General features: G+C 41.6%; 31 protein-coding genes. 15 read left to right on the top strand and 16 right to left on the bottom strand.

Annotated features, from left to right (window positions below; all coding sequences use genetic code 11):
* The first annotated feature begins 154 nt into the window (after positions 1-154).
* A complete protein-coding gene (locus OCV27_RS05210; RefSeq protein WP_125320389.1) occupies positions 155-943 on the top strand; it encodes a hypothetical protein in 789 nt (262 codons plus the stop codon).
* Positions 933-1,349 carry a HEPN domain-containing protein gene (locus OCV27_RS05205; protein ID WP_125320388.1) on the top strand — a complete coding sequence of 139 codons (417 nt, stop codon included), beginning with the start codon at positions 933-935 and terminating at the stop codon, positions 1,347-1,349. Before OCV27_RS05210 ends, OCV27_RS05205 begins: the two co-directional genes overlap by 11 nt.
* 60 nt (positions 1,350-1,409) lie before the next feature.
* Here the strand turns inward: OCV27_RS05205 and OCV27_RS05200 are convergent, their stop codons facing one another.
* The gene (locus tag OCV27_RS05200) at positions 1,410-3,962 is read right to left on the bottom strand and encodes a replication endonuclease (protein ID WP_125320387.1); all 2,553 of its coding nucleotides are present in this window, start codon (positions 3,960-3,962) and stop codon (positions 1,410-1,412) included.
* Positions 3,959-4,645, bottom strand: coding sequence for a hypothetical protein (locus tag OCV27_RS05195; protein ID WP_125320386.1), 687 nt, complete (start codon positions 4,643-4,645; stop codon positions 3,959-3,961). The genes OCV27_RS05200 and OCV27_RS05195 overlap by 4 nt, the downstream gene beginning before the upstream one ends.
* Before the next feature lie 43 nt (positions 4,646-4,688).
* Here OCV27_RS05195 and OCV27_RS05190 point away from each other — a divergent pair, with 43 nt between their 5' ends.
* A complete protein-coding gene (locus tag OCV27_RS05190; RefSeq protein ID WP_125320385.1) occupies positions 4,689-5,000 on the top strand; it encodes a hypothetical protein in 312 nt (103 codons plus the stop codon).
* Positions 5,001-5,186: 186 nt separating this feature from the next.
* Here the strand turns inward: OCV27_RS05190 and OCV27_RS05185 are convergent, their stop codons facing one another.
* From OCV27_RS05185 to OCV27_RS05160, 6 genes are all read right to left on the bottom strand, one after another.
* Complete coding sequence (locus OCV27_RS05185; RefSeq protein ID WP_125320384.1) at positions 5,187-5,729, bottom strand: class I SAM-dependent methyltransferase; 543 nt, start codon at positions 5,727-5,729, stop codon at positions 5,187-5,189.
* Positions 5,726-6,334 (bottom strand): hypothetical protein, encoded by a 609-nt coding sequence (locus OCV27_RS05180; protein WP_125320383.1) that lies wholly within the window; start codon positions 6,332-6,334, stop codon positions 5,726-5,728. Before OCV27_RS05180 ends, OCV27_RS05185 begins: the two co-directional genes overlap by 4 nt.
* 65 nt (positions 6,335-6,399) lie before the next feature.
* Positions 6,400-6,738, bottom strand: a complete 339-nt coding sequence (locus OCV27_RS05175) for a hypothetical protein (protein ID WP_125320382.1) — start codon at positions 6,736-6,738, stop codon at positions 6,400-6,402.
* Positions 6,739-6,747: 9 nt separating this feature from the next.
* Positions 6,748-7,287 carry a phage regulatory CII family protein gene (locus tag OCV27_RS05170; RefSeq protein ID WP_125320381.1) on the bottom strand — a complete coding sequence of 180 codons (540 nt, stop codon included), beginning with the start codon at positions 7,285-7,287 and terminating at the stop codon, positions 6,748-6,750.
* 9 nt (positions 7,288-7,296) lie between these two features.
* Positions 7,297-7,458: a hypothetical protein gene (locus tag OCV27_RS05165; RefSeq protein WP_185759747.1), complete on the bottom strand. Its 162-nt coding sequence runs from the start codon at positions 7,456-7,458 to the stop codon at positions 7,297-7,299.
* Positions 7,455-7,655, bottom strand: a complete 201-nt coding sequence (locus OCV27_RS05160) for a hypothetical protein (protein ID WP_125320380.1) — start codon at positions 7,653-7,655, stop codon at positions 7,455-7,457. Before OCV27_RS05160 ends, OCV27_RS05165 begins: the two co-directional genes overlap by 4 nt.
* A gap of 187 nt (positions 7,656-7,842) precedes the next feature.
* Between OCV27_RS05160 and OCV27_RS05155 the strand changes: the two genes are divergently transcribed.
* The 7 genes from OCV27_RS05155 (at position 7,843) to OCV27_RS05125 (ending at position 12,610) form a co-directional block, all read left to right on the top strand.
* A complete protein-coding gene (locus OCV27_RS05155; RefSeq protein ID WP_125320379.1) occupies positions 7,843-8,442 on the top strand; it encodes a phage repressor protein CI in 600 nt (199 codons plus the stop codon).
* Between the two features lie 104 nt (positions 8,443-8,546).
* Positions 8,547-8,912 carry a PH domain-containing protein gene (locus tag OCV27_RS05150; RefSeq protein ID WP_185759746.1) on the top strand — a complete coding sequence of 122 codons (366 nt, stop codon included), beginning with the start codon at positions 8,547-8,549 and terminating at the stop codon, positions 8,910-8,912.
* A 68-nt stretch (positions 8,913-8,980) separates the two neighbouring features.
* The gene (locus OCV27_RS05145) at positions 8,981-9,157 is read left to right on the top strand and encodes a hypothetical protein (RefSeq protein WP_185759745.1); all 177 of its coding nucleotides are present in this window, start codon (positions 8,981-8,983) and stop codon (positions 9,155-9,157) included.
* Between the two features lie 141 nt (positions 9,158-9,298).
* Positions 9,299-10,423: a hypothetical protein gene (locus tag OCV27_RS05140; RefSeq protein WP_125320377.1), complete on the top strand. Its 1,125-nt coding sequence runs from the start codon at positions 9,299-9,301 to the stop codon at positions 10,421-10,423.
* Complete coding sequence (locus OCV27_RS05135) at positions 10,420-10,836, top strand: hypothetical protein (protein ID WP_125320376.1); 417 nt, start codon at positions 10,420-10,422, stop codon at positions 10,834-10,836. Before OCV27_RS05140 ends, OCV27_RS05135 begins: the two co-directional genes overlap by 4 nt.
* A complete protein-coding gene (locus OCV27_RS05130) occupies positions 10,833-11,579 on the top strand; it encodes a hypothetical protein (RefSeq protein ID WP_125320375.1) in 747 nt (248 codons plus the stop codon). The genes OCV27_RS05135 and OCV27_RS05130 overlap by 4 nt, the downstream gene beginning before the upstream one ends.
* A gap of 5 nt (positions 11,580-11,584) precedes the next feature.
* Positions 11,585-12,610 (top strand): phage integrase, encoded by a 1,026-nt coding sequence (locus OCV27_RS05125; protein ID WP_125320374.1) that lies wholly within the window; start codon positions 11,585-11,587, stop codon positions 12,608-12,610.
* 119 nt (positions 12,611-12,729) lie between these two features.
* Here the strand turns inward: OCV27_RS05125 and OCV27_RS05120 are convergent, their stop codons facing one another.
* From OCV27_RS05120 to OCV27_RS05110, 3 genes are all read right to left on the bottom strand, one after another.
* A complete protein-coding gene (locus tag OCV27_RS05120) occupies positions 12,730-13,170 on the bottom strand; it encodes a YcgN family cysteine cluster protein (protein ID WP_125320373.1) in 441 nt (146 codons plus the stop codon).
* Between the two features lie 102 nt (positions 13,171-13,272).
* A complete protein-coding gene (locus tag OCV27_RS05115) occupies positions 13,273-13,671 on the bottom strand; it encodes a DUF2850 domain-containing protein (protein ID WP_125320372.1) in 399 nt (132 codons plus the stop codon).
* Positions 13,672-13,875: 204 nt separating this feature from the next.
* Positions 13,876-14,289, bottom strand: a complete 414-nt coding sequence (locus OCV27_RS05110; protein ID WP_125320371.1) for an OsmC family peroxiredoxin — start codon at positions 14,287-14,289, stop codon at positions 13,876-13,878.
* Between the two features lie 233 nt (positions 14,290-14,522).
* Here OCV27_RS05110 and OCV27_RS05105 point away from each other — a divergent pair, with 233 nt between their 5' ends.
* Complete coding sequence (locus tag OCV27_RS05105; RefSeq protein WP_125320370.1) at positions 14,523-14,771, top strand: YkgJ family cysteine cluster protein; 249 nt, start codon at positions 14,523-14,525, stop codon at positions 14,769-14,771.
* Between the two features lie 87 nt (positions 14,772-14,858).
* On the opposite strand, the gene OCV27_RS05100 is transcribed toward OCV27_RS05105, so the two are convergent.
* From OCV27_RS05100 to OCV27_RS05085, 4 genes are all read right to left on the bottom strand, one after another.
* Positions 14,859-16,058: a NupC/NupG family nucleoside CNT transporter gene (locus OCV27_RS05100; protein ID WP_125320369.1), complete on the bottom strand. Its 1,200-nt coding sequence runs from the start codon at positions 16,056-16,058 to the stop codon at positions 14,859-14,861.
* A gap of 215 nt (positions 16,059-16,273) precedes the next feature.
* The gene (locus tag OCV27_RS05095) at positions 16,274-17,215 is read right to left on the bottom strand and encodes a LysR family transcriptional regulator (protein WP_125320368.1); all 942 of its coding nucleotides are present in this window, start codon (positions 17,213-17,215) and stop codon (positions 16,274-16,276) included.
* Positions 17,216-17,264: 49 nt separating this feature from the next.
* Positions 17,265-18,236: a lytic murein transglycosylase gene (locus OCV27_RS05090; RefSeq protein ID WP_125320367.1), complete on the bottom strand. Its 972-nt coding sequence runs from the start codon at positions 18,234-18,236 to the stop codon at positions 17,265-17,267.
* A 61-nt stretch (positions 18,237-18,297) separates the two neighbouring features.
* Positions 18,298-18,579, bottom strand: coding sequence for a YcgL domain-containing protein (locus OCV27_RS05085; protein ID WP_125320366.1), 282 nt, complete (start codon positions 18,577-18,579; stop codon positions 18,298-18,300).
* 161 nt (positions 18,580-18,740) lie between these two features.
* Between OCV27_RS05085 and minC the strand changes: the two genes are divergently transcribed.
* The 4 genes from minC (at position 18,741) to OCV27_RS05065 (ending at position 21,709) form a co-directional block, all read left to right on the top strand.
* The gene (minC, locus tag OCV27_RS05080; protein ID WP_125320365.1) at positions 18,741-19,403 is read left to right on the top strand and encodes a septum site-determining protein MinC; all 663 of its coding nucleotides are present in this window, start codon (positions 18,741-18,743) and stop codon (positions 19,401-19,403) included.
* A gap of 18 nt (positions 19,404-19,421) precedes the next feature.
* Positions 19,422-20,234, top strand: coding sequence for a septum site-determining protein MinD (gene minD / locus OCV27_RS05075; protein ID WP_125320364.1), 813 nt, complete (start codon positions 19,422-19,424; stop codon positions 20,232-20,234).
* Positions 20,235-20,498: a cell division topological specificity factor MinE gene (gene minE, locus OCV27_RS05070; protein ID WP_125320363.1), complete on the top strand. Its 264-nt coding sequence runs from the start codon at positions 20,235-20,237 to the stop codon at positions 20,496-20,498.
* 344 nt (positions 20,499-20,842) lie between these two features.
* Complete coding sequence (locus OCV27_RS05065) at positions 20,843-21,709, top strand: hypothetical protein (RefSeq protein ID WP_125320362.1); 867 nt, start codon at positions 20,843-20,845, stop codon at positions 21,707-21,709.
* A 592-nt stretch (positions 21,710-22,301) separates the two neighbouring features.
* Here the strand turns inward: OCV27_RS05065 and adhE are convergent.
* Entirely contained in the window at positions 22,302-24,995 is a 2,694-nt protein-coding gene (gene adhE, locus OCV27_RS05060) for a bifunctional acetaldehyde-CoA/alcohol dehydrogenase (RefSeq protein WP_125320361.1), read from the bottom strand.
* Between the last annotated feature and the right edge of the window lie 461 nt (positions 24,996-25,456).

Here is a 25,456-nt window from a genome sequence, read left to right as displayed (position 1 = left end):
TGACTATCATTGACGTATATTGATTAAGTTTTGACAGTGTAACGATTGTTTGAAGTTTTCAACTGAGGTATAGTTTCTCGCCTAAAAAAGCGTACACATGTTTTTAGGCTTCTTCCCAGTCCTCAGATTAGAAACACTTAAAGGAAAGGTAAATTTGTATACTCCTGCTGCGAAACATAACACTGACACTCTTCTGTCAAGTATCCTAGAGGTTCTTGGCTCAGGTCATATACTTGATGAAATGTCTAAGTTCAGGCTGCTTAAAGAGGCAGACAACCAAGTAAAGCCTGAAGTAAGTTTATGTCTCAAAGCTCTCATATACACAGCTTCGAATGAGCGAGAGCAAGCTAAAAAGCATGCTTTAGAATCTCTGAAATACATCAGTGAACCTGCAACTTTGAGCAACTGCCTACAAGTGCTTCAAATCAATGCGTACTCTATAACGCTACTGGAAAATGTTGATCTGTGCCTGAACTACTTTGAACGTCCCGATTTCATCTCAAGTTTTGGTAGCGCACTTTGTTCTTTCCCTAACATTTTTCATACTTCATTGATGATTGAGAGTCTAGATAAAATGGAACTAATCAAACAACATAAAGATCTGTATATGTATTGTTCTTCTTTTATAGAAACTGCAGAGGAAGCCGCAAATAAATTCTCTTTGGATAAAGGCACTTATGCAGTCATATCCAAAATAGCTGCCGCTGTTGCGGAACACTCTTCTGCGGTAATTAACAACGCTGAAATGTGCATTCCACCTGAATCTGATTGGGTTAGTTTAGTATTTTTCGTTGAATCGAAAGATATTGGCCAGCTTTTCGATATGAATTCACAATTGGTAGAACATGTCGTTGATGCAGAATTAGATACTCTTCCTATGGTGGTTCGATTTGAGCCATTAGAACCATCATCAACAAGGATTGTGGATAATTATGGTAGCTAAACCAGAAGATTTTTTAGAAACAGCGAAGCGAATTATTGAATCAGAGAATTGTTCAGAAGCAGATCAGCGTAGTGCTATAAGCCGTAGCTACTACGCTATGTATCATAAAGTGCTATCTATTCTTGATAAAGAACCTTGGACTTATAGTGGGAGAGGCTGCCATGCAAGCCTAATAACCTATTTGGAAAAAGACTCAGCAAACGAAGAGTCCATAGAACAATCCCAGCTTCGCCGCCTCTCTTACCTACTAAAGCAATCTAGGGATAGCCGAGTACTTTCGGATTACAAACTAGAAAAAGAAGTATCACCAGAATTGGTTAAGATGTCTATTTTAACAGCTGAAAAGTGTATAGACCTAGCAGATCAGCTTGCAAATACAAGCGGTAATAACAGTTCCGCTGGCTAACAAAACCCTAAACATTTACCATAAATGTTTAGGGTTTTATTATATTTTCAATGATCAATTTTAAACTAACGGCCAGTCGTCCCCATCGGGAAAAATCGACAGATCAGGTTGTTGATACTCTTGCTTTTCTGGTTGGGAAAATAGGTTGTCCCAACCCTCGAAATCCATCCAATTGGTGTCGTCCGAACGTTGACGGCTCACTTCTACCAACTGGGCAGGACGTTTATTGCCGTGTTCGTCTATCTCCGCAGGGCGGATTTGAATACTGGTTGCATCGTCGATGCGAATTGAACCGCCTTTTAGCAGCGCGGCCAGTGCTGTTTCATCGATATTGGGTGGAGAGTCCACTACTTTTTTATCTGGTTCTAATAATCGGGTTAGCTGATTGCTGACCTGTGACGGATCAAACTCCGTACAGTTATTGACAGAACTCCGAGAGGAGCCAGAGGCTCCAAAAGCAGTCGCTTCGCTCCCAAGAGCGCACGCTTTAGCTTCATCATTAACCCTTTCATTTTCTGGTGATTGGGATTTCTTCTGAATCGTCCAAATTTTGGTGCGTGTTTTGATGGTTTCTTCTGGTGTAGTGAAACCCTCAATTTTGCGGACGTCTTCGCCATGAGGTGAAGCGAATGGCAGAACTTCATAAGAGTTCACGATCAGCAAATCTTTACGCTTAACGAATGGGCCACCTTGCCCCATTATGTAACCTTGCCAGTTACCATCGTCAGCAGCTTTTAAAGTGTCTGTGATGCTTGCGTCTTCGGTCTTCATGCGTGACTGGTAGCTATCACCAATTACTTTCATTAACTCTTCATTGCTGATCAGCTTGCTAGGCTTAATAGGCCCCACAAGATCACGCTGCAACATCGAATAGATAGTGAGTAAGTCGACACGCTTTTGCATGAAGAGGTACTCCATAAACACTTTTTTATTCTGGTTAGCGAATCGGCGTAGTTCACGGTAAGTCGTGACTGGCGCACCACCGAAGAACTGAAATTGGCGAATGTTCCAACGGCTTTTCCAAGCATTGACATTCTTCGCCATGTCTTTGACTGACTTGCCTGTTTCGTCCGATACCTCCCCGTCCATTGCAAAGCCGTCAATGTTTTTTGAAATGTATTTGGCAATGTAACCCGTTGCTGTTCCTAGCTCAGGATCAATAAAACCAAAGTCACAACGTGGACGATAATCTAGCGGCCCAACATAAACACCTTTGCGAAATGGCTTTTCCTTCTCTTTCTCAAGCTCTGGATGCAGTTCACCACGGTCTTCTTTAGTAGCGTATGAAATGAAGATGTCACGCACCTGCATCACGTCTTCTGGTTTAACCCAGATCAGTAAATGCCAGTGTGGAGTACCGTCATGATGTGGTTCAGCGACACGAACACCAAACCAACGGATTTCTTCACGGCCTAATTTAGCGCGAATTCTCTGCCAAACATTGTTTAGGTAAGATTGCGCATCACGTGGGCTTGCACCGTTCCAGTGACCAATAAAGCCTCCCTTCTTATATGAGCTGTGATACTTAGATGGAGTAGTCAAGGTTAAGAACAGGCCTTGCAACCCCAACTCGTTGCCAATGTCTTCACAACCACGGCAACGCACCATCAATTCATGACGACGAATGGCAGGGTTTGAGACGCTTTTTAATACCATTGGAGCCAAATCGGTCACTTCTTCGGTTTCTTCATCAAACAACTCACATTGCTTAATAAACTCCCAATTTTTTTTCTGCTGCTCTTGGTGCTCTCTAACACAATCCCATGACGCATAAGGTGAGGCTTTTGAAGAAACTTGCCCCATAGCAATGGCTAAGTGCTCACGCATGATTTTTCGTGTTTTGTTAAGGCGCCCATACCACCACTTTTCATCTAACATACGTGAAATGTCATTCAGTGCGGTTAGATCGGTTTGTTTCTTTTTCTTGCGCGGTGGAGTCATACCGAAGTGGCAGACAAATTCTGCTAATTCTTCATATCCGATCACCTCTGGGATTTCGTCTTCATCCAGATCACGGTTAGCCACACGTGCAGCGATAAGAGGGAATTTAGCCTTAGTGATTTGGCTAATCTTGAAAGCCATGTCTTTAACTTCTGACGGTTCAAGTTCTGCCAAGAGGCGGCTTTTAACTGGCTTGCGATTACGATCTGCCTTTTCAAAGTCAAAGCGCACTTGCTCTTTTTGTGCAAAGTCGCTTTGCTCAGTGCCGTGCTTTTCATTAACCAAAGCTTCACTAAGCAAAGAAACCTTTTGGGTTGTCGGTAACTTTTTGTATTTGCGTAACACCATCAGCGCACGTTCTGCTGCTGGTCCCATACGTTCACGCAAAAATATGTTGGCATCTGCACGACCTTTCTTTTCGAGTACCCAAATGTAGCGAGTAACAAAGTACTTGGTTAGGTAGTCAGGTAGGTCTTTAATCTTATCTTTCGCCCACTCGAAATCGTCTGGGTTAGCATCAAATAGCTTGCGTTCCAGAACACTAAGATCATCAGGTTCAATAATTGTGGGGTATCGACGCGAACCAAAGCAGCCCTCTTCAACCTCAGTCAAAGGGGCTTGCCATGGAAAATCGTAGTGGTCGATTTCAGTTGGTTCGATTAGAGTGTTCAAAATGGAATGTCCCAATCCAAAATGGTAACTCCAATCCCACCCATATTTCTTTCACATGGTTCAAGATCTCCACGAACAATCGCTTCTAGCCGTTTCTCTCTTTTGAAACTCCCTAGACGAAGATCTAGTCTAGGCCGACGGGTGCAGAGTAACCACACATCTTTGACTTTATTAAAATCACGCAAATCTGTGTTCTTACTGACATTAATTGATATGGCTTCTAGCTGATGGTTAGAAAACTCCTTTTCCATCAATACTAACGCTGCTGACATCAGACTAATTTTTTTTGCCATTTCATGCCAGCCAATCATCAAGCCTACTGCACCTGCATTTCTAATCATCCGTCTTAATTGATACGAAACCGAATAGTAGTCCCTTAGCTTAAAACCTGAATGCTCTTGAACTTCAACTTCAACTAGCTTTAAGATGTACTTTTTCTTCTTAGTATCTAACTTATCCAGCACCGCTTTTAGTTCACCTTGGCACGTGAATAGTTTTCCGCCTGCCATAGTCCAAGCAGTTTGTACTTGGTCTTTTTTACCGAACTTAACGAAATAACGACCTTTAATTTCGATAGTCCATGCTTGAGTCTCTCGCTGAGTAATTTTGGGATTAATGCGGCATCCAACTCTTGGGGCTGTCACCAACACGTCGATTTCGGTTGATTCGATTAATGATTTCATTGTGTTACTCTCGGTTTTACTTAATTGAATAAAAGGCTGGCTAATGAGAACAAAACTATTTAAACCAGAACTAAAACTGGACTTTGACGATGCAATTGTTTCATTCGTTGAAGGTTATGAATCAAATGAGCATCTACCAGAACTAAAGGTCGCCGTGTTATCTGATAAAGCTCAAAGCCAGTACCGTTCAATAACTGTCTTCGGTCAGGAAGCTTTAGAAGACCTGAACGAAGAACTGGACGAATGGGGACTTGCTAACCTACAGGAAGGCCTTCCGATAGCTTCTCCATATGCTGCAATCTACGGTTTCGAGCCTGAGCCGCTTGATGACGATGAAGACGAAATATTCTTATAGCGTCATTAAAAGTGCCATCGGACAATACGGTGGCTCTTAAACATGCAAAATACCCCCAATCACTCAAACTCCTACCTCTTGCGACTTCTGCCCTAAGCTCTTTCACCAAACTAAGGCTTCCAAATTTGCGTTTGCATTCTTGCTCAAAGTTTTCAATTAGGTCATCCAAAGTAATTAATGGTTCGTTCATGCTGCCTCCTCATGACCAACTGAAACGATATGGCTTAGCCCTTGAGGAATATCGAAGCGGTTTCCGTTATCCCAGATAAACCAAGCGTATTCACACGAATCTGAACCACCGCCCACAAAGCGAGGGCGAGGAACGATGATTGGACACTTTGGCGGAAAGCCGATTTCAAACCAGAAAGGCAAACGCTTTTTCGAGCCTAAGTAATTCACACGCTGCAGGTATGCCATTGTCCCATCTGGTGCTAACTCACTTAGACTTTTGCGAATGAATTCCTCCGTTAGTGAAAACGGAGGGTTAGTAATGATCACATCTTGCGTACCGAAATCTGTTGCTAGGTAATCAATACCTTTTTCGATTTCAGCAAATGACTTTTGGCTTTGTGGCAAAGCTATCTTTTCGAATATTGCGCCAGTACCGTAACAAGGTTCTAAGAACTTGTCGGTTGGGCGAACGGTTAACTTTGATAGCAATGCGTCGACAACTTCTGGCGGCGTTGGGTACAGCTCACGAGGTTGCACTTTTCCGGTAGTTGAACTCATGCTTCCACCTCTGCTTTTGCTTCGGCCTCTTCACGGGCTTCAATGATCAGATCTGTTAACAGACTTTCGATTGAAAGAAGTTTTTCCAATGCTTCATTATCTGCCAGAAAAACAAGCTCTTGTATCAGGGGCTTGATAGAGGGATTAGCTATGTAGTCTTGATAAACTCCGTACACATTTACGCAAAATTCCTCAATATGAGGGTAAAACTCCGTAAATACATGAATCACATCAGTGTTAGCAATCGCCAGCGTATTAATTGCGTTAACGATGTCATAAACTTCGCGGTGCTCTATGCGCTCATGGCTAGAATCAACTAAACCAATTATTCGACCATTCGCAAAAACAGGCTCTTTTGGTATAAACTCAAACGGCATAGATGGAATATTCTTAAGTGATTGCTTTAACTGTTCTATTTCATCATCAGACAACGGTTCCATTGTATTTGATGGATGAACCAAGCAAGACAATGCATATGCAAGCTCTCGGTGTTGAACCAAAGAGAGATCATGTAATTTTAGTGATTTGTTGTAGTTTTCTTCGGACTTTTTAAGTACTTCGCGTGCTTCGGCTAACACGGCGTTGGCATGTTCTAGTTCACTCATCTTCTATGCTCCTACGCTAAGACGAAAAAAAGCCCCCTGTTACAGGGGCAAGGTTGGCTAGGTAATTAGTTAATGTTGCAAATATCGGAGTGTTTTAAGCGGCGGACATCGCCCACTCTTCGGTCAAACTTCAACACCATCTCTTTCATAAGCTGCATACCTGAACGGACTTTTTGCAGCTCAAGATCATCGAACGAGTCAAATTCGCGCTTATAGTCTTTTGGCGACATCCCACCCGCGATCAAAATCAAACCACGGTTGCGGTCACTCATTTCGTCATACATTTTGCAAACTCTTTGACGCTTTGCACCTTTGTCAAAAAGTGCTTTGCAAGCATCAATACTGTCTAATGCGCTCGGTGCTTCTTCTTGTTGCTGTTCTTGTTTATGTGCCAACTGATTCACAACTACTCCTTAGGCTAAGCCGGGGATTGGAGCACCATTAACCAAAAAGTCTGTACCCATTTGTACTAAGGGCTGTAGGCCTGTGGTGCGGTGTTCAAGGTCATTGATTAGCAAAACCAAGTTGCTCAAAGCCGCTTGAGCTTTGGCAAGAGTTTTACGCTTGGTAGATCGTGGTAAACGTTCTGCGGTGCACATGGCTAACGCATCGCTAGAAAGCTCACCAGAATGGTTGTTGAGTTGTAGAACTCGTTCAATCAGGTTCAGATCATCTTCTGCTTTTGGTAATGGGATAGTGACCACACCATCACCTGAAAATAACGTATTTACGATTGAGTAGTCACCAGAAGCACGGCTGATAGAAGCAAGCACAACAGGTTTAAGCACGTGCGGTTGGTTTGGGTTTAGCATGTTGCGAAGTATTGTGCCGTTAATTTCAAGCTTTCGAGCAATCGCCTCAACATCGTGATTGACAACAAAATCGCAGCAAGCTGCATCAAAAGCTTGTTGTTTGCGTTCACGTAATACGCACATTGAGTTATTTACGTCCATAACCAATACTCAAATGAAGAAAAACGGTACGAAAACGAATGTCCAGCCAATTACTTCTAGCCATACTGGGCATTTGTTCGGGTATTTATCTTCCCAAGACTCACTCGCCAAATGTTGCAAAGTAATATCTTGCTGGGTGAGTTTGGTTTTAGGTGGGATAGCGAAGCTCATACTTGTTGCTCCGCTAGCTGTTGGTTGTACTTAACCATGTTGATCAAAATCAAACCTTTAGATGCGTCTTTAGGAACAATAGGAATGTTGCCAAGGTCTTTTTGGCGATCAAATGAAGAAGAAGACATGCCAGTACGACGCAAAAATTCCTTTTTTGTGCATACGGGCGCATCTATTGCTATTTGCAGTGTTGCCATAAGTGGTATCCTACGCTTTTGAGATTTTATTGGTGCCTATTGGTGGAACATGACAGCATCAATTGAATATGAAATTATATTTGATCGAAAACGCAATCAATTCAAGTTTTAAACTCAATTTAATTGAAAATAAAATTAAATGTAATTGATTTCGGGATCTAGATCTATTTATGACAGGGTTAATGAAATGAGTCGAATTCCAGCTAAGGTTCCCCCGTTCGAGTACTCAAGTGGTCGCGAATTTACGGATAGGCTAAAAATAGTGACGGGTTGTGATAGCTACAATTTGCTAGCCGATCACTACGGAATCCCAAAATCGACCATCTTAACTTGGCATCATCACGATCGAATTGCTCATGAATTAATTGTTCGCGAACATTTAGCATCGGGAGCATCAGTTAAGTACCTCGCTCTTGGCGAAGGTGAACCATTTTCTGGCAGTAGTAGTCCAAATGAAAATTTAGGTATTTACAAACTTGACGGTGGTTTATTAGAGAAGTCAGGTAGCATGTCTATAGACTTGGCGACTCTCGAACGCTTTGGCCTAAAGCCATCAAACACTCAAGTCATTGAAGGCGATGCAGGCATTTACTACATCAACAAAGACTCCGTTGACCCAATATCAGGCGACTACTTGATTGATGTAGATGGACGCTTGTCTATCAACTACCTACAGCGTTTACCAGGTAAGAAACTTGCGATTGCTTTTGATACATCAACCATTGAAATATCTGAAGAAGATATAAAAGTGCTTGGGCGTGTAGTGATGGAAATGAAAAAGAAATAACACCTTGCAGATCACAAATAAGCATCATGTTTTATCATAATCCCTTAATTCATGAGGCTTATTAGTTATTATCCAAGTTCAACTAAATGACTAGGAGAGTAACAATGTTCAAAGGCTTAAAGCTTGTTGGGTTAACAGAAGAACCTGTAGGCACTGGTGAAGAGCGTTACGGCTTTTTGATGCAAGATGGTGAAACTGTGGTACTCGAATATAAAACAGTTCGAGATATGCTGATTCTGACCAACAAACGTTTAATTACCGTTGATATTCAGGGTTTACGAGGAAAAAAAGCAGAGTTTTTCATTCTGCCTTATTCAAAGATTACTGCTTTTTCAGTGGAAAGTGCAGGTACTTTTGACTTAGATGCTGAGTTTAAAATCTGGGCTTCTGGCCTAGGGCAGATAGAGTTTGCGTTTTTGAAAGGAACGGATGTTAAGAAAATAGCCTCACTACTAAGTTCTGGTGTTTAATCAACAAAAGGCAATCATTCAATGCCATTTGAAGAAAACAATATAGAGAAAAACATAGGTAATTTGCAATGTTACTAAAACTCATCGAAATCATTGGCATCAATAAACTCGTTAAGAAACACTTGAATGACCCTGTCAATTGGGTTGCTTTTATTAGGCGCTATAACCTTTCTAAAAAAGAACAGATCCAGTGGCGTGACAGTCTTAACCTAGATCATGATTTCGATGGGGAGCTCAGGTGCTAAATAACAATTTAATTACTAAATTCAAAAGACTGCGCACTTGATCAATGTTTGTTTTGAATATTGATTACTATTGAACATCTTTGATATATATTGGTTGCATATATAACACAAAGAAAGCCTTTCAACAATCAAGTGAACAATATGCCAAAAAACATGCACCTTCTCGCCAACTCGATTGCTAGTCGTATTCCAAGCCGTATGCTTCGCCTAATACTTAAAGAAGCTAAGATTAATACAAAACGCAGTATAGACGAAACAAAAGAATCTATCCGTAGTCTAGTTACCTCTAGCGAATTGAAGGACAAAAATAAAGTTCAGAATCTGTACCAAGCTTACGAGCAGTTCATTCTTTTTGGTGATAAGACAGTTGGTATCAAAAAGCTAGATTCTGACGCCCTAGAAAAAATTGAAGCGCAGGCTAAAGAAATCGAAGTAGATATACCGCATGAAGAAATCAACTATCCGTTTGTGGATGAAGATACTGACAGTAAGTTAACTCATATCCCTAAGCTTATTAAGACTGAATTTATGAGTGACGGTTTTTTACTGACCTATGCTTCTGTAAAAGTTTTAGAGGAAACGATCGAGCTTGATGATAATTATTTCCAACAACTAAACGCAGGGTTTACTCTACCCGAAGAGCTTTACGACATTAAAGCAAAGCGTCATATAAAGAGGCGCTACTATGACTCAGTGTATGTGAGTTTTTCAGACCAAACGCTAGAGTTTCGTTTGGACACCGCATCGCTATCATCAAAGCAAGCAATTGAAGAAACTTTCGCTTATTTACAAAAGGCTTTTAGCGACACAATTGAGACAATTCTACCATCCACACAACTCGAACTTACAAATGAGAATCTATTCCTAGCCGTACCAGGTGGCTACGAGCACTCGAAGTTAAGAGTATGTGAACTTGGATTCATTGTTGGCTCAGTAATACATCAAGAAAAAATGCGTGCTAGCACAAAAGATTTGCGCGGTGAGATATTCCATAAAGGTGGAAAGAGCAGCCTTGAGCAAAGTAAGACCATGTTGCAGCCTTTTCGAATAGCTTTAAGAAAAAGAAGATCGTCTGATACGGTTGAAGGTAGCTATGAAACCGAAGCCTATTTACCGGGAACCGCAAAACTTATTCAAGCAGGAGGCCTCCCTATATTAGACTATGTGATATTATCAAACTGTAAAACAGAGGTAGATTATACTGATCATATAATATCTTTAAAAAATGATATCGACGCGTACAAAACAAGGCTTTTAACAACATGAATCTAAATGATCTAATGACACGTATACACAATGATTGGGAGGATACCGAAGTACTCCCTGTCATTAATCGTGTTTTAAGATCTTTGAACAATAGAAAGGAATATCTTGAAGGTACTCCCATAAATTTGCGTGAGCTTTGCACAAATGGTGGGTTAAACAACAATGAAAACGAGCTTATGCTCAAGGCAACTAATTATCTAGTGCACCCTTCTATTCATGTACTTAACCTTAGATACGAGCTATACGCCAATGGTTTGTATGAACTAACGGCTGATGAAGTGTACGAAGCTCAACAAATGGGTGTTCTCTGCCATCCTGTAACAGGAAGAGAGATCCCTTACTTTGAGAATGAAGTTAAGATCTCGTTCGTCCTTTCAAACGATTTTATAAATGCGGAAGGGGCAATTAATTGAACACCTCCCCCCCTAACCCACTTGACGCTTTAACTTTAGGTGCAATAAATACCGGCGTCTTTAGAGACACCCTCCCTAACTGCACAGCAGGATACCAATCAGATTTAGCTAGACAGGGCTACAATACCAATCTGCAGAGAGTGTATGCTGATCTAGAAAGAATAATACAACGTGTAGAAATGCACCCTATTCATAGGGAACACGATGATGAAGATAGAGTTTCATTAGAAATCGTTAACTTGTTACATTTCCTACATCACAATGCTTCTCATGACACTTCTTTCTCTGGTAACTGTGATATATGTATTGAAGAAACCCACCAAAACTTTCGGTTTTTAGCAGAAGCCAAATTTGATTACAGCAACACTCATATTATGGAAGGCTTTAGGCAACTAGCAGATCGCTACGCTACACGAGCGTTCAAAGATGGGGCTGTACTTATTTATTGCCGAAAAGAGAATAGTGCCGATGTGCTTAGAAAATGGAAAACTTACCTGAGTAAAAAAGAAAATAAGTCCAAGGAATTCAGCCTAAATTTTACTAGTAATAATGGAAGTAACTTTTTCGAGACAACACACAATAGTAAAGCAACTGGGGAAATCTTTACTGTAAGGCATATATTTATAGCCCTAAAAGATGTCGCTTCGGATAAGAGTGCGAGAAAAAAGAAAAAATGTAACCATACTTGTGCTAACTGCTGCCCAGCTCATCATCCAGATAGCCTGCTCGAAAATCATATCTAATCTATATGTCTGTACGTAAACTAGAAGACGGAAACAAAAAACCATGGATTTGCGATGTGCGGCCAAATGGTCGCAATGGTAAACGCATAAGAAAACGCTTTGCCACTAAGGGCGAAGCTATGGCTTACGAAAAGTTTGTTTTAAAAGAGACAGACGATAAACCATGGTTAGGTGAAAAAAGCCAAACTCGCAGCCTACTGGATATGATTGATTTATGGCAGGAACGCCACGGCCAGTCATTAGCCCATTCAAAATACACCTATAACAAATTAAAAGTTATTGGGTTAGCAATGGGCGATCCACTTTATCAAAAAGTCACGCCAGCTATGTTCACCGACTATCGAACTCGACGCATTGCCGGAGAAGTCGCAGACCTGAACGGGCGAAAAGTGGCGGTAACATTTCGCACCTGTAACACCGAGCAAGACTTGCTTAATGCGGTGATTGTTGAGCTGCAACGAATGGGCGAATGGAAAGGTGAAAATCCTCTGCAGTCTGTTCGACAATTCAAGATACATGAAACGGAAATGGAGTTTTTGACCGTTGAGGAAATGCAAACGCTCATTACCAATGCCGAAGCGCACGAGTTCCACGACGACATGCACAAAATTATCAAACTTTGTTTAGCAACAGGTGGGCGATTCCGTGAAGCATCTAGACTCACTGGCGCGCAGCTCACTAAATACAAAGTCACGTTTACAAAGACTAAAGGCAAAAAGAATCGTTCGGTGCCGATCAGCCCAGAACTTTATGATGTGATTTACAAAGAGGGTTCAGGCCCATTGTTTAACATTGGCTATTCGACAGTTTACCGATTTATCGTGCGTAATGTTCCACGGCTAAAGCAGCAAGCCGCCCACGTTCTGCGCCATACATTTGCGTCTTACTACATGATGAACGGTGGTAACATTATCGCCCTGCAACGAATCCTTGGTCACAGCGATATTAAACAAACCATGCGATACGCTCACCTAGCCCCTGATCACTTAGAAGATGTGGTTTCAAAAAACCCTTTAGCAAACCTCAAATAAGTGGCCAATGTGGACACTAAAACGTCCATATTGTGTCCACAAATTTTCTTAATATTGATAAATATTGATGATTATTGACGAAGCGATCACAAGTAAAGCCTTGATATACCTTACAATGCCTAGCCTCGGCTAGGATGATTCAAAATATGGTCTTCCCAATTTACCACATCAATTTCGTATACCACTTTGCTACGGACGCTTTCTCCAGCGGCATGCATGGCAGACTTTGAACCAGTAATAAGTGGGTGCCACTCTGGGAGTGGTTGTTTTTCGGCAAGGAGGCGATAAGCACAAGTATGGGGTAGCCAAGTAAAATCATCGATATCATCACGAGTCAGCTTAGTGCATTCTTCTCCTGATGAAAAACGGTTAGGGTAGTCCTTGCATGAACACGTTTTACTGTTTAACCAACTGCATGCAACATTGGTATAATAAATTTCTTCTGTATCTTCATCCATGAGTTTATGAAGACAACATTTACCACAGCCGTCACAAAGAGCTTCCCATTCTTGTTCGGTCATTTGTTCGAGCGATTTACTTTCCCAAAATGGTAAGTTCATAAACATTACTTAGATTGCTGACAAAGGGAAAGCTTTATACCGCTATGTCTGGGAAAGTACAAGTCTGAAGGTTAAAAAGGCATGTCACCCACCATGAGATAGCTATTTTTGGCCTTGAGTATATTGACCATGATAGCCCTGTTTTAGATACTGGGCTTTATAATTACCATTGAGATGGACAAGTGTCCCTTTTAAACGATCGAGGTAGTATTCTTGCTTCTTATTACCGTGCTTAAACTCAAGCGTCGCACCATCAAAAGAAAAATGTGTACTGATAAGGTCACCATTCCAATAAACACCTTCATTGGCCACCTGAAGTCTGTTTGCAGAATAGCTCGCGACATTAGCTTCACGCCAAGTCCCTAGCAACTCTTTGCGAGCGATCTTACTTTGGTGATCAACAACCGAGTAAACCCCAATACCGATCATAACAACGCCGCACAATCCTAAAACCATCACGACGATACCTACAGGTTTTGTCCAAAAACTACTACTGCTCATCGTACTTCTGTCCCGATTTCTGCCTTATTTAAAACGCTGCTGACGCTCCCCTAATCGATAAGTCTAGTGGAACAATCACATAATTAACAAATATATTAATAAGGAGGACTGCATACAATGTATTCTAAGCTATCTAAAAACTATTGTTGAAGGAAAAGAATAAGGGAAAAATTAAGCGCTCATAGGTTGAGCGCTTTAGAACACTTAAACCAAAACTAGGTTTAGTGAGATTTTTGCGCCAACAACAAGACGAGAAATTGGACATTTTTCTTTTGCCGTAGCACCAAGCTCTTGCAATAGAGCCTCTTCCAAGCCCTCTGCTGATACCTGTGAATCTAGCTCTATGTGCGTAATCTTAGGACCATCTTCTTCCCCCAAATGCACTTTAGCTTGAGTTTTAATCGTTGGATTGAAACCCTGCTCTGAAAGCAAAGCAGAAAGAAACATCGAGTAACAACCTGCATGAGCTGCACCAATTAACTCTTCAGGATTGGTACCCGGACCAGTTTCAAACCTAGAAGCAAAAGTAAAAGGACCTTCTACTTCACCATACTTCATGACTCCTTGTCCTGACTTTAAAGTTCCTTGCCAAACAGCGCTAGCTTGTTGTACAGACATAATTTTTCCTTATTGATACTTACATTAAGAGTAACAAACGACATTATCAACTCAGTATAGCTAATACCAAAGTAGTGCGTATTGTCTCTAAGCTCTAAACTAACACCAGACTACCTATTAGTAAATATATGAATAATAAAAATTCACCCGAGAGAAAATTCACTCACGAAAAAGTTCTTGATGCGTACACTTTTTGCTAGAATTATCACCCAAATAATGTGAAAGGATAGGATATGGATTGCAGATTAGGTTGCGGAGCTTGTTGTATTGCTCCAAGTATTTCTTCCCCTATACCTGGCATGCCAAATGGTAAACCGGCGGGGACTCGCTGCATTCAACTTAACAAGGATAATTTATGTAGCTTATTTGGTCGCCCAGAACGTCCAAAAGTCTGCCACGAATTCAGGCCTTGTCCCGTGGTCTGTGGTAGCACCAATCAAGAAGCTATCGACAATATTACCCAACTTGAAAAACTGACATAATAAAGCCGCTTGTTTAAATATGAAGAGACCCCCAATAATTGATGGCCAACTATTGGGGGTCTCTTCAATAAGCAACTTTATCGTTTCTTATAACCCGAGGATTACACCAGCAACAGCTGCGCTCATTAAGTTAGCCAATACACCTGCTGCAATCGCCTTGAAACCGTATTTTGAAATAAAGCTGCGACGCTCTGGCACCAAACTCCCTAGACCACCAATTAGCATTGCCATTGTTGATATGTTCGCAAAACCACACAAAGCAAAAATAACAATAGCTTGTGAGTGCTCACTAAGCTGGCTTTGCACTTCCATTAACTGAATAAATGCTACAAACTCATTCACTACTACTTTAGTACCTATCAAAGCCCCAGCAGTAATTGCCTCATGCCAAGGAATACCTAACAGCCAAGCAATAGGTGCGAATAAGTAACCTAAAATAAGTTCGAAGCTAAGATCCATCCCCATTAGATCGCCAACCCAGCCCAAAATGCCATTCAACATAGCAATAACACTGACAAACGCGAGCAGAGTAGCACCCACGGCAACAGCAATTCTAAGCCCAGACATAGCACCGTCTGCCATCGCCTCTACCACATTGGTCGCACGTGGCAATTCAACATTCTCAAGTTCCAAATCAGCATTCACTTGTTGAGTTTCAGGCACTAAAATTTTTGCCATCAGCAAGCCAGCTGGGGCTGACATAAACGCTGCTGCAATCAAGAAGTTCAGCTCAACACCTAGTGAAGCGTATCCAACAAGAGTACCACCAGCAACAGAAGCTAGTCCGCCAGTCATAACTGCAAAAAATTGAGAGTCTGACATATGACGAAGATAAGGTTTTACAACCAAAGGGGCTTCAATCATACCAACAAAAATGTTGGCAGTAGCTGAAAGAGACTCAGCTCGGCCAATAGATAAAAGTTTTTGCAACCCTCCACCAATGATATTGATCACTTTAGGCATCAAACCAATGTGATAGAGACCTGAAATCAATGCAGAGAAAAAGATAATAATGCACAAAACGTTAATCGCAAACGTAAAGCCGCCCGTCGCCAGTCCACCAAATAAAAATGTTATACCCTCTTGCCCATAGTTAATCAGGCTAGATACAGCTTGTGTGACACTGTTCAGTGCTTCTTTCCCAGCAGGCACATAAAGGACCAGCAAAGCAAAAGTGACTTGAAGCACAAAGGCTAATGACACCGTTCTAAAATTTATATTTTTTCTATCGGTAGACAGCAGCCAAGCGATAGCTAAGATGGCTAGGATTCCTAGGATCGAGTTCATTAAAATATCCGACGATTAAAGCGCAAAGAATGGCGCCGGATAATATTCATATAGAAATGAGATGCAAACCCAAGATGTTAACACCCCGTTTTTCGAGAATAGTGGCAAGGAAAGAAACCATTTTAACCATCTGTTTTATATTAAGATAAACGTTTGCGTCATGATATCATTTTCCATATTGAAAATATGTTTATTCATATGGAAACAATTTGCTTCTATTTACGATGAATATAAGGAGCTAACTTTTTATCCCAATAACAGGGTGAACCAATCTTATTTTTAATGAATTCAATCACAGCCGTGATCTTAGGCGATAGGTAACGGCGACTGGGATAAACAGCATAAAACGGCATATTTTGATTAGGGATCCAGTCAGGGAGAAGTTGGATAAGTTTGCCCTGCTTAAACTCATCACCAATAAGATAAGTGGCAAGATAGGCAACGCCCCACCCCGCTACCGCAGCATCGCGCACTGCTCCGGCTAAATCGACAGAATAATTACCAGACACTTTGACAGTTAATTGCTCATTCGATTTAGAAAAAGCCCAGCGGGTATAATCTCGCTCCCAGCTGCGATAAATAATACAGTTATGATCAGCAAGATCGTTGGGATGTGAAGGACTAGCATGGTTAATTAAATACTCGGGCGAAGCCACAACGACAAACTGGCTGTCAGCGAGCCGCTGTGCCACATAGCCCTCTGGCAACATTTCATTGTTAGTTATCCAAAGATCCAATCCATCTTGTAGCATGTCTATCTTGTTATCGAACAGGTGCAATTCAACTTGTAAATTGGGGTGCTGAACTCGCAGTTCATCGATAGTCGGCAGGATATGAAGTGTCGCAAAAGACTGAGATAAGCCAATTCTAATCAAACCCGCGACTTCATCTTTTTGGACTTCCACTTCCTGCTGAGCATCCGTCACTGTTTGCACCACTTTTTGGCAATGCTGGAAAAATTGCTCCCCCTCCGCAGTAGGAGTAAAAGTCCGAGTTGTTCTTTGAACAAGCTTCACCCCCAAAGCATCTTCAAGTAATGCCAGCTGCTTACTTACATGGGACACGGAAACACCAAGGCTTTTCGCAGCTTGGGTAAAATTTTTATGCGTAATAAGAGTGGCAAACACAACCATTTGCGCGGCACGATCTGCTAGCACACAATCTCCATAAACCAAAAAGGAGCTCTTAAGAGCTCCTTGTTAATACCTAAAGAACAATTCTATCCGCTAGATGACTTACTGCCAGCGCAAAATAATATGAACGATTCCATTTCATCAAAACGTTGTAGTTATTGTAAACCAAATACACTCGGCCGTTGGCATCATCTGGTGCAATCAACCATGCCTTTATATCTTTATCTAACTTAGGCAGTGGGCGGCCATCATAGCGAGTGACACCAAGTTCATTCCACTCATGGAGATACTTGCCTTGCTCATCACCGCGTCCCTGAATACTGGTGTCAAATCCTCTCGGTAATTTAACTTGTCGTCCCCAAGTATGCTCGTTTGTCCAGCCAAATTGGCTCAAATAGTTAGCGGCGGAAGCAAACACATCCGCTTCATTATCCCAAATATCTTTCTTACCATCCCCGCTCCCATCAGCAGCAAAGGAAAGAAAAGAGCTTGGCATGAACTGGCACTGACCCATAGCGCCTGCCCATGAGCCTTTCATATCTTCAGGTTTAATATGCCCTTCATCTAAAATAGTCAGTGCGGCCATTGTTTCCTTACGGAAAAATGCCTCACGCCGGCCGTCATAAGCCATAGTGGACAAAGCATCAATTACGCTATAATTGCCTGTAAAGGTGCCAAAGTTACTCTCTATTCCCCACAAAGCTACGATAAAACGAGGCTGAACACCATACTGTTCGCCTACGTTATAGAGCGACTTCTTGTGTTTTTCATACAGCTCTTTCGCCTGTTTAACTTTCCAGTCTGGTACCGCCTTGGGAATATATTCATCCAAAGTTAGTCGTTTCTCTGGTTGATTTCGATCAGCGGTTACTGCACGTGGTTTATAAGCTACATTAGCAAAAGCAGCGCTGATCGTTTGCTCAGAGATACCTTTATTGCGTGCTTCTTTTTTTAATCCTTCGACGTATTGTTCAAAGCTCAGGTCATTGGCCCAAACAGAGCTCGCAATCGTCGCACCTAGTATAACTGACAATAATTTCTTCACATTGCCCTCCTTGAGCAACATTATGATTCGCTGGCAACTTCCCTATTATAGATGAGAGAAGTTAGTCTGATTGCTGGCGTGCTTTTTGTTGTTTGTATTCATCCAACAGATTCTTTGGCGGCGGTGGCAATTGAAGAAAAAAGCCATCATCTTTAAGGGACTGAGTCACTTTATCTATATCAACTTGCGACAACTCTCGTCCGTCCAAGTTCACCATCATTACTATGCTAGGTTTGCCAAACATTTGCATCAATGTGTCAGGAATTTGTGAAAAATCACCTTTTTTGGGTAGATATAAATACGCGCCTTCTTTTTTGGAACTTTTGTAAATTGCACAAAGCATGGGAAGCCTTTTGTCTATTTAAATTAATATAACGTCAATGTTTCGCTAATTTTGAGAGCAAAACGCTCAATTGAGCACAAGAGATCTTGCTGTGCTTATTGAGGGAATATAACATGATACCCCTAATCGCAGGCAAAGCCTTTACGAGGTCCCCAAACAAAATGTCGAATTCACCTGATCTGAAAGGCAGTAGCTTTACTTTATCAGTTTTACACCTTTCTGATAACCATGTTGAAAATACGATTCAGTTTCTCAGCGAAAAAGTCGAACAAGCTCCAGCTTTCTTTGCTCAGGCTCCTGTTGTCATCAATATTTCAAAAGTAGCGGGTGACATTGATTTTTCGCGACTAAGAAATGGTATCGCCCAAGCAGGAATGATTCCAGTTGGGATCACTGGCTGTCGTGACAAACGCACACAAAACTTCGCATCAGACGCTGACTTCGCTATTATGTCTGCCAGTAAATCACCATCTCAAGCACCGGCGGCTATGGCTCCAACCAAAGTCATCCGCACACCTGTTCGTTCAGGCCAGCAAATTTTTGCAAAAGACAGCGACTTAGTCGTTCTAAGCCACGTCAGCGAAGGGGCAGAAGTCATAGCTGATGGCTCTATACATATTCATGGCACTCTGCGCGGCCGCGCAATTGCAGGAGCTAGTGGTAACATTGGTGCTGTCATCATCTGCGACAAACTTAACGCCGAACTGATGTCCATTGCAGGGCATTACTGGCTAACGGAGCAATTTTCTGAAGAGTATTGGCAGCAGAAAGTTATGTTCAGTTTAGAAAACGACTCGCTTAAATTCGAGTTGTTGACCTTTTAAGAAAATAAGGAACAAATAATGGCACGCATTATTGTTGTCACGTCAGGTAAAGGTGGTGTCGGTAAAACGACATCAAGTGCCGCGATTGCTTCAGGCCTAGCACTAAAAGGAAAGAAAACGGCCGTCATAGATTTTGATATCGGCTTACGGAATCTTGATTTGATTATGGGCTGTGAACGCCGTGTAGTTTATGATTTCGTCAATGTAATTAACGGCGAAGCAACGCTAAATCAGGCACTGATAAAAGATAAACGAACTAGCAATTTGTTTATCTTACCCGCCTCTCAGACCCGTGATAAAGATGCATTAACTCAAGAAGGTGTTCGCCGAGTATTTGATGAACTTGATGAAATGGGTTTTGATTTTATCATCTGTGACTCACCAGCAGGTATAGAGCAAGGCGCTTTAATGGCACTATACTTTGCAGATGAGGCCATAGTTACCACCAATCCTGAAGTCTCTTCAGTGCGAGACTCAGACCGTATTCTTGGTATTCTTGATTCTAAATCTCGTCGCTCTGAAGAAGGGTTAGAGCCCGTTCGGCAGCACCTTTTATTGACTCGCTATAATCCAACGCGAGTAACACAAGGAGAGATGTTAAGTGTCGAAGACGTTGAAGAGATTCTACATATTTCACTTCTTGGCGTCATTCCAGAAAGCCAAGCTGTTCTCAACGCCTCTAACAAAGGTGTACCTGTGATATTCGATAATGAGACAGACGCTGGTATGGCCTATGATGATGCTGTAGAGCGCCTATTGGGCTCTCAAGTAGACTTCCGCTTTTTAACCGAGCAGAAGAAAGGCATCTTCAAGCGACTATTTGGAGGCTAAATGTCATTACTTGAATTTTTCCGACCACAAAAGAAAACTTCTGCCAACTTAGCTAAAGAGCGCTTGCAGATTATTGTTGCAGAGCGACGCAGTCAAGATGATCCTGCGCCGTCATACTTACCTCAGCTTAAAGAAGATATTCTCAAAGTGATTGCTAAGTACGTTGACGTTGACCCATCTATGGTCGACTTGTCTTTCGAACACAAAGACGATGATATTTCAGTCCTTGAGCTTAACGTAAAGCTTCCAGAAGATGATAAATAGTCATTATAGGGTTAGCATTTTCTGCTAACCCTTTGTTTTTGCATTTTAGGCTAAAACACTCATTCAGAAAAGTACAACACTGTAGTAGTAACTAAATAACTTACCAAACCTCGAGGCTGTTATTACCTGCCTTTAATCAAACTTAAACAATACCTTTTACACTCTACTCCTACCTAACTATTTGTTCTATATAGAGCCCCGAAAACGTATTTACTTTTCACCTTTTTTCTCTGGGTCAAATCTCAGCGCAAGTGATAGTTTAGCCTTAACGTTTTAGCTTGGAGCGCCTTGCTAATCACTCAACATGATTTTTCACTATTATATAGAATTGGAGTATACAACTAATGCCTGTAGGTAATAGCATTCACAAAGCCGCTAGTTTGTCCAACGAAGGAATGAATAGAGCCGAACCAAATGAGACCAAAAGGTCGCTTTCCGACCAAATCAAAAACATTGAACAAAAGGCACTCAGTCAATATGACACATTGAAGAGTGAAAAAAAGAGCACTTTCTCATGGTTAAAGGATCTCAAGAGCATCTCCCAAAAACATGGTGACAACAGTATAGTCCGCTTTAAAAATGGCCAGTTCAAATATGGTGAATCGAGTAGCAGGTTAAAGAGACTGTTTAATATTGACAAAACTAGAATCAAGTCTGAACGTCAAGAAGCCGCTAATCATTTAAGCAAACTAACAAGTGCCAAAGAGGAGTCAGTAACCTCCAAAGGGTTAACCAATGCAATTGAAAAACATTTAGGTACTTTAGAACATAAGCTTGAAACAAGTTTAGACAAATTAGATGATCTAGAGCAACAGTTAGACTCTGTTAAAAATGAACACCTAAAAGCTATAAACGAGCAGTGGGACAGAATGCCACTCCCCCAAGATGATTCAAAGACAAAGAAAGTGAAGTTTGGCGATGTCTCCTTTGCACCTCAAGTCTCATCAAAAGCAAATTTAACACAGAAGATCGCACCAAAAAAACAAGTAAAAGAAGGTTCGACCACTCATGCTAAAGCTAATCAAAGCAACCAAGTTCAAGCAAAAACATCCCCAGAGGATAGCAAAAGAACATTGTTAGCAACGAAGTCTCGACTTGAAAGCCAAATAAGATCTTTCCTAGAAGATGAAAAAAATGGTGCTCGTGCCGCTAGGCCACTACAAGACAAATTAGAGGAAGTAAAAGCAAAAATCGAACTTGCTAAACTATAAGCTCTGAAGAAATTACGATTAAATCTAATTTTATAATTTGAAAAAAGCCCTTACCTTCACTGTTCAAGTCAAAGTAGGGGCTTTTCTTTGACAAAAACAAGCAAAGATTGCCCACAGTTAACAAGTCTGTTAGCTTAGAGATATGAGTACAAAAAACACACCAGCCACTTACCGTGCTTTAACCACAAGCATGATGATGTACATGCCTTCACAGCGAATGCTGCGAGGGATGGTCTGCGTGTTCTAAATTTATCAATCACTGCATCACCATTCCCTAATACACGGTTGGGAAGGTGGTGAAACGAAACAAACCTGCCTAGTGGTGAGTAATCTTGTTCGCGAGCTTGTTTGGCTGCTCTCGCCCATCACACCTGAACTTTGTCAGACCATCACCGAAGAGCAAGGTAACTCCCCATCATCTATCTTTGAGCATCAAGCTTTGATTTTAAAAGATGCAGTGGCACTTAGTGCTAAAAGTCACTGGCAAAAGATATAGATAATAAAAAGCCCCAGACTTTCATCTGGGGCTTGGTTTTTCCCGATAATTAGGTTGGTTCGTGCTAGCGAAAACCTACCTCACAACCCATACCTACTATGCGTTGGCTTTGGTTTTTTTCGCCTTGGGCACTGCCTTTTGATCGGCTTTTTTCTTAATTACAGTTGTACCTTCGAAGGTTTCACCTTCAACAAAAGCTTTACCATAGTAAGAATCTAGCAATACCGCTTTAAGCTCACTGATCAACGGGTAACGAGGGTTAGCACCTGTACATTGGTCATCAAACGCTTCAACCGCTAGCTCATCAAGTTTGGCTACAAAGTCCGCTTCTGCAACGCCCGCAGCTTGAATAGACATAGGAATATCAAGATCAACTTTTAGCTCATCCAACCATGCCAGCAAACGCTCTATCTTCTGAGCAGTACGGTCACCCTCTTGACTTAAACCTAGGTGATCAGCAACTTCTGCATAGCGGCGGCGTGCTTGTGGACGATCATATTGAGAGAACGCCGTTTGCTTAGTTGGATTATCATTTGCGTTGTAACGTACCACATTAGAAATCAATAGTGAGTTAGCCAAACCATGTGGCAAGTGGAACTCAGCACCAATCTTATGTGCCATTGAGTGACAAACACCTAGGAAAGCGTTAGCAAAAGCAATGCCCGCAATGGTTGCAGCATTATGTACTTTCTCACGTGCAATTGGGTCATTGGCGCCATTTGCATAGCTCGATGGCAGGTATTCCTTAAGCATCTTAAGTGCTTGTAGAGCTTGGCCATCAGAGTATTCATTTGCCAACACTGATACATAAGCTTCCAAAGCGTGAGTCACTGCATCATAACCACCAAATGCAGTGAGTGACTTAGGCATATTCATCACTAGATTCGCATCAACAATCGCCATGTTAGGTGTCATTTCGTAATCTGCCAGAGGGTATTTAGCACCTGTTTTGTCATCAGTCACTACTGCGAATGGAGTAACTTCTGAGCCTGTACCAGAAGTCGTGGTGATACAAACAAGCTCTGCTTTTTGGCCCATTTTAGGGAACTTATAAATACGCTTACGGATATCCATAAAGCGCATCGCCAGTTCTTCAAAATGTGTATCTGGGTGCTCATACATAACCCACATAATTTTCGCTGCATCCATAGGTGAACCACCACCAAGAGCAATGATAGTGTCAGGCTGGAAGCTCTTCATTGCTTCCGCACCTTTCTCTACAACAGACAGCGTAGGATCAGCCTCTACATCAAAGAAAGTTTGCACTTCCATACCTTGAGCTTTAAGTAAGCTAACCACATCGTCTGCATAACCATTGTTAAATAAGAAACGGTCCGTCACTAAGAAAGCACGTTTTTTGCCCTCTAAGTCACCCAGTGCAATTGGAAGGCTACCGCGACGGAAATAGATAGACTTAGGGAGTTTATGCCACAACATATTTTCAGCTCGCTTGGCTACAGTTTTCTTGTTGATTAAGTGCTTAGGGCCTACGTTCTCAGAAATGGAGTTACCACCCCAAGAACCACAACCAAGTGTTAAAGAAGGCGCAACGTTGAAGTTGTAGAGATCGCCAATACCACCATGCGTGGTTGGAATATTAATCAAAATCCGCGCAGTTTTAAGCTTGTCACCAAAGTAACGAATGCGATCCGCATTAGTATCTTGGTTGGTATATAAGCCTGATGTATGACCAATACCACCAATTTCTACCATAGTGACTGCCTGAGCAACTGCATCTTCAAAGTTGTCAGCACGGAATAAACCTAAGGTTGGAGAGAGCTTTTCATGAGCAAAGGCATCGTCATAAGAAACTTTAGCAAGACCTTCACCAACAAGCACTTTGGTATCAGCTGGGACAGAAATACCTGCCATTTCAGCAATCGCGGGCGCTGGCTGACCAACGATTTTGGCATTCAATGCACCTTCAATAAGAAGAACGCCACGAACTTTCTCAGCCTCAGCGGTAGTAAGAACATACGCTTTGTGGGAAGCAAAACGTGCTTTGACTTCGTCATACACTTCATCAACTACGATTGCCGCTTGCTCTGATGCACAAACGACACCGTTATCAAATGTTTTAGACATTAAGATTGAAGCAACAGCGCGCTTAATGTCTGCCGTTTCGTCAATAACAACCGGAACATTTCCTGCACCAACACCGATTGCCGGTTTACCAGAAGAGTATGCTGCTTTCACCATACCCGGACCACCGGTCGCGAGGATAAGAGCAATATCATTGTGCTTCATTAAACCATTTGAAAGCTCGACTGATGGTTGATCAATCCAGCCGATGATATCTTTTGGTGCGCCAGCTGCAACTGCTGCATCTAAGACTAATTTTGCAGCATCGTTGGTTGAATTTTTCGCACGTGGATGAGGTGAAAATATGATGCCGTTACGAGTTTTGAGAGAAATAAGAGATTTGAATATTGCGGTAGAAGTCGGGTTAGTTGTTGGCACAATGCCACAGATAATGCCTACCGGTTCAGCAATAGTCATGGTTCCAAGGTTGTCATCTTGATCTAGAATGCCACAGGTTTTTTCATCTTTGTATTTGTTGTAGATAAACTCAGAAGCAAAATGGTTTTTGATCACTTTATCTTCAACGATACCCATACCCGACTCTTCAACTGCTTGCTGAGCCAGCGGGATACGTGCTTGGTTTGCAGCCAAAGAGGCAGCACGAAAAATTTTGTCGACTTGCTCCTGAGAGTAAGTTGCGAACTCTTGTTGCGCTTTTTTAACGCGTGCGACCATTGCATCCAGTTCAGCCATATTAGTGACAGGCATAGGGAATCTCCTAAAATTAACAAATTGTAAAAACTATTTATTAACAAAACTCATCGTAGACTTACTGCTTAAATCCGCCAGCTTATCTTAGTAACCAGCTTATCTTAGTAAATGGCTTATCTTAGTAAATGGCTTTCACGACTGATTATATTCTTTCAGGTTGTGAAAAAGATTGACCCAGATCAGTTCGGAAATACTATTTGATGACTTACTTACAAAGAAGGGCTAAATAAACCAAAAACCATACAGTTATAGTGGTTTAAATTATGCAGCAAAATATATAAATCATGTAGAACATAATTAATTTAGCTGATTTCCAGCAGTGTTGTTGTAAAAAAATTTCAGTTTTAAAATTTTTAATTACATGTAAGTCATTAATATCGTGCTACTAGTTAGAATTTATCGCACGATGCAAAGCTATCGACTTGCACAATCTTAGAACAAAGTGGTGCACACTATTA

Source organism: Vibrio pectenicida, from assembly GCA_024347015.1.
In the GTDB taxonomy this organism is placed as follows: domain Bacteria; phylum Pseudomonadota; class Gammaproteobacteria; order Enterobacterales; family Vibrionaceae; genus Vibrio; species Vibrio pectenicida.
The sequence above is the reverse complement of the archived record's forward strand: the minus strand, read 5'-3'. Positions and strand labels throughout refer to the sequence as shown.

Coding starts and splice junctions, on each gene's coding strand:
- OCV27_RS05165 (WP_185759747.1), bottom strand. CDS start 7,458: ATGAGCTTCGCTATCCCACCTAAAACCAAACTCACCCAGCAAGATATT.
- OCV27_RS05170 (WP_125320381.1), bottom strand. CDS start 7,287: ATGGACGTAAATAACTCAATGTGCGTATTACGTGAACGCAAACAACAA.
- OCV27_RS05155 (WP_125320379.1), top strand. CDS start 7,843: ATGAGTCGAATTCCAGCTAAGGTTCCCCCGTTCGAGTACTCAAGTGGT.
- OCV27_RS05110 (WP_125320371.1), bottom strand. CDS start 14,289: ATGTCTGTACAACAAGCTAGCGCTGTTTGGCAAGGAACTTTAAAGTCA.
- OCV27_RS05160 (WP_125320380.1), bottom strand. CDS start 7,655: ATGGCAACACTGCAAATAGCAATAGATGCGCCCGTATGCACAAAAAAG.
- OCV27_RS05135 (WP_125320376.1), top strand. CDS start 10,420: ATGAATCTAAATGATCTAATGACACGTATACACAATGATTGGGAGGAT.
- OCV27_RS05105 (WP_125320370.1), top strand. CDS start 14,523: ATGGATTGCAGATTAGGTTGCGGAGCTTGTTGTATTGCTCCAAGTATT.
- OCV27_RS05205 (WP_125320388.1), top strand. CDS start 933: ATGGTAGCTAAACCAGAAGATTTTTTAGAAACAGCGAAGCGAATTATT.
- OCV27_RS05180 (WP_125320383.1), bottom strand. CDS start 6,334: ATGAGTGAACTAGAACATGCCAACGCCGTGTTAGCCGAAGCACGCGAA.
- minD (WP_125320364.1), top strand. CDS start 19,422: ATGGCACGCATTATTGTTGTCACGTCAGGTAAAGGTGGTGTCGGTAAA.
- OCV27_RS05120 (WP_125320373.1), bottom strand. CDS start 13,170: ATGAACTTACCATTTTGGGAAAGTAAATCGCTCGAACAAATGACCGAA.
- OCV27_RS05145 (WP_185759745.1), top strand. CDS start 8,981: ATGTTACTAAAACTCATCGAAATCATTGGCATCAATAAACTCGTTAAG.
- OCV27_RS05085 (WP_125320366.1), bottom strand. CDS start 18,579: ATGCTTTGTGCAATTTACAAAAGTTCCAAAAAAGAAGGCGCGTATTTA.
- OCV27_RS05150 (WP_185759746.1), top strand. CDS start 8,547: ATGTTCAAAGGCTTAAAGCTTGTTGGGTTAACAGAAGAACCTGTAGGC.
- minE (WP_125320363.1), top strand. CDS start 20,235: ATGTCATTACTTGAATTTTTCCGACCACAAAAGAAAACTTCTGCCAAC.
- OCV27_RS05125 (WP_125320374.1), top strand. CDS start 11,585: ATGTCTGTACGTAAACTAGAAGACGGAAACAAAAAACCATGGATTTGC.
- minC (WP_125320365.1), top strand. CDS start 18,741: ATGTCGAATTCACCTGATCTGAAAGGCAGTAGCTTTACTTTATCAGTT.
- adhE (WP_125320361.1), bottom strand. CDS start 24,995: ATGCCTGTCACTAATATGGCTGAACTGGATGCAATGGTCGCACGCGTT.
- OCV27_RS05065 (WP_125320362.1), top strand. CDS start 20,843: ATGCCTGTAGGTAATAGCATTCACAAAGCCGCTAGTTTGTCCAACGAA.
- OCV27_RS05190 (WP_125320385.1), top strand. CDS start 4,689: ATGAGAACAAAACTATTTAAACCAGAACTAAAACTGGACTTTGACGAT.
- OCV27_RS05195 (WP_125320386.1), bottom strand. CDS start 4,645: ATGAAATCATTAATCGAATCAACCGAAATCGACGTGTTGGTGACAGCC.
- OCV27_RS05185 (WP_125320384.1), bottom strand. CDS start 5,729: ATGAGTTCAACTACCGGAAAAGTGCAACCTCGTGAGCTGTACCCAACG.
- OCV27_RS05100 (WP_125320369.1), bottom strand. CDS start 16,058: ATGAACTCGATCCTAGGAATCCTAGCCATCTTAGCTATCGCTTGGCTG.
- OCV27_RS05115 (WP_125320372.1), bottom strand. CDS start 13,671: ATGAGCAGTAGTAGTTTTTGGACAAAACCTGTAGGTATCGTCGTGATG.
- OCV27_RS05140 (WP_125320377.1), top strand. CDS start 9,299: ATGCCAAAAAACATGCACCTTCTCGCCAACTCGATTGCTAGTCGTATT.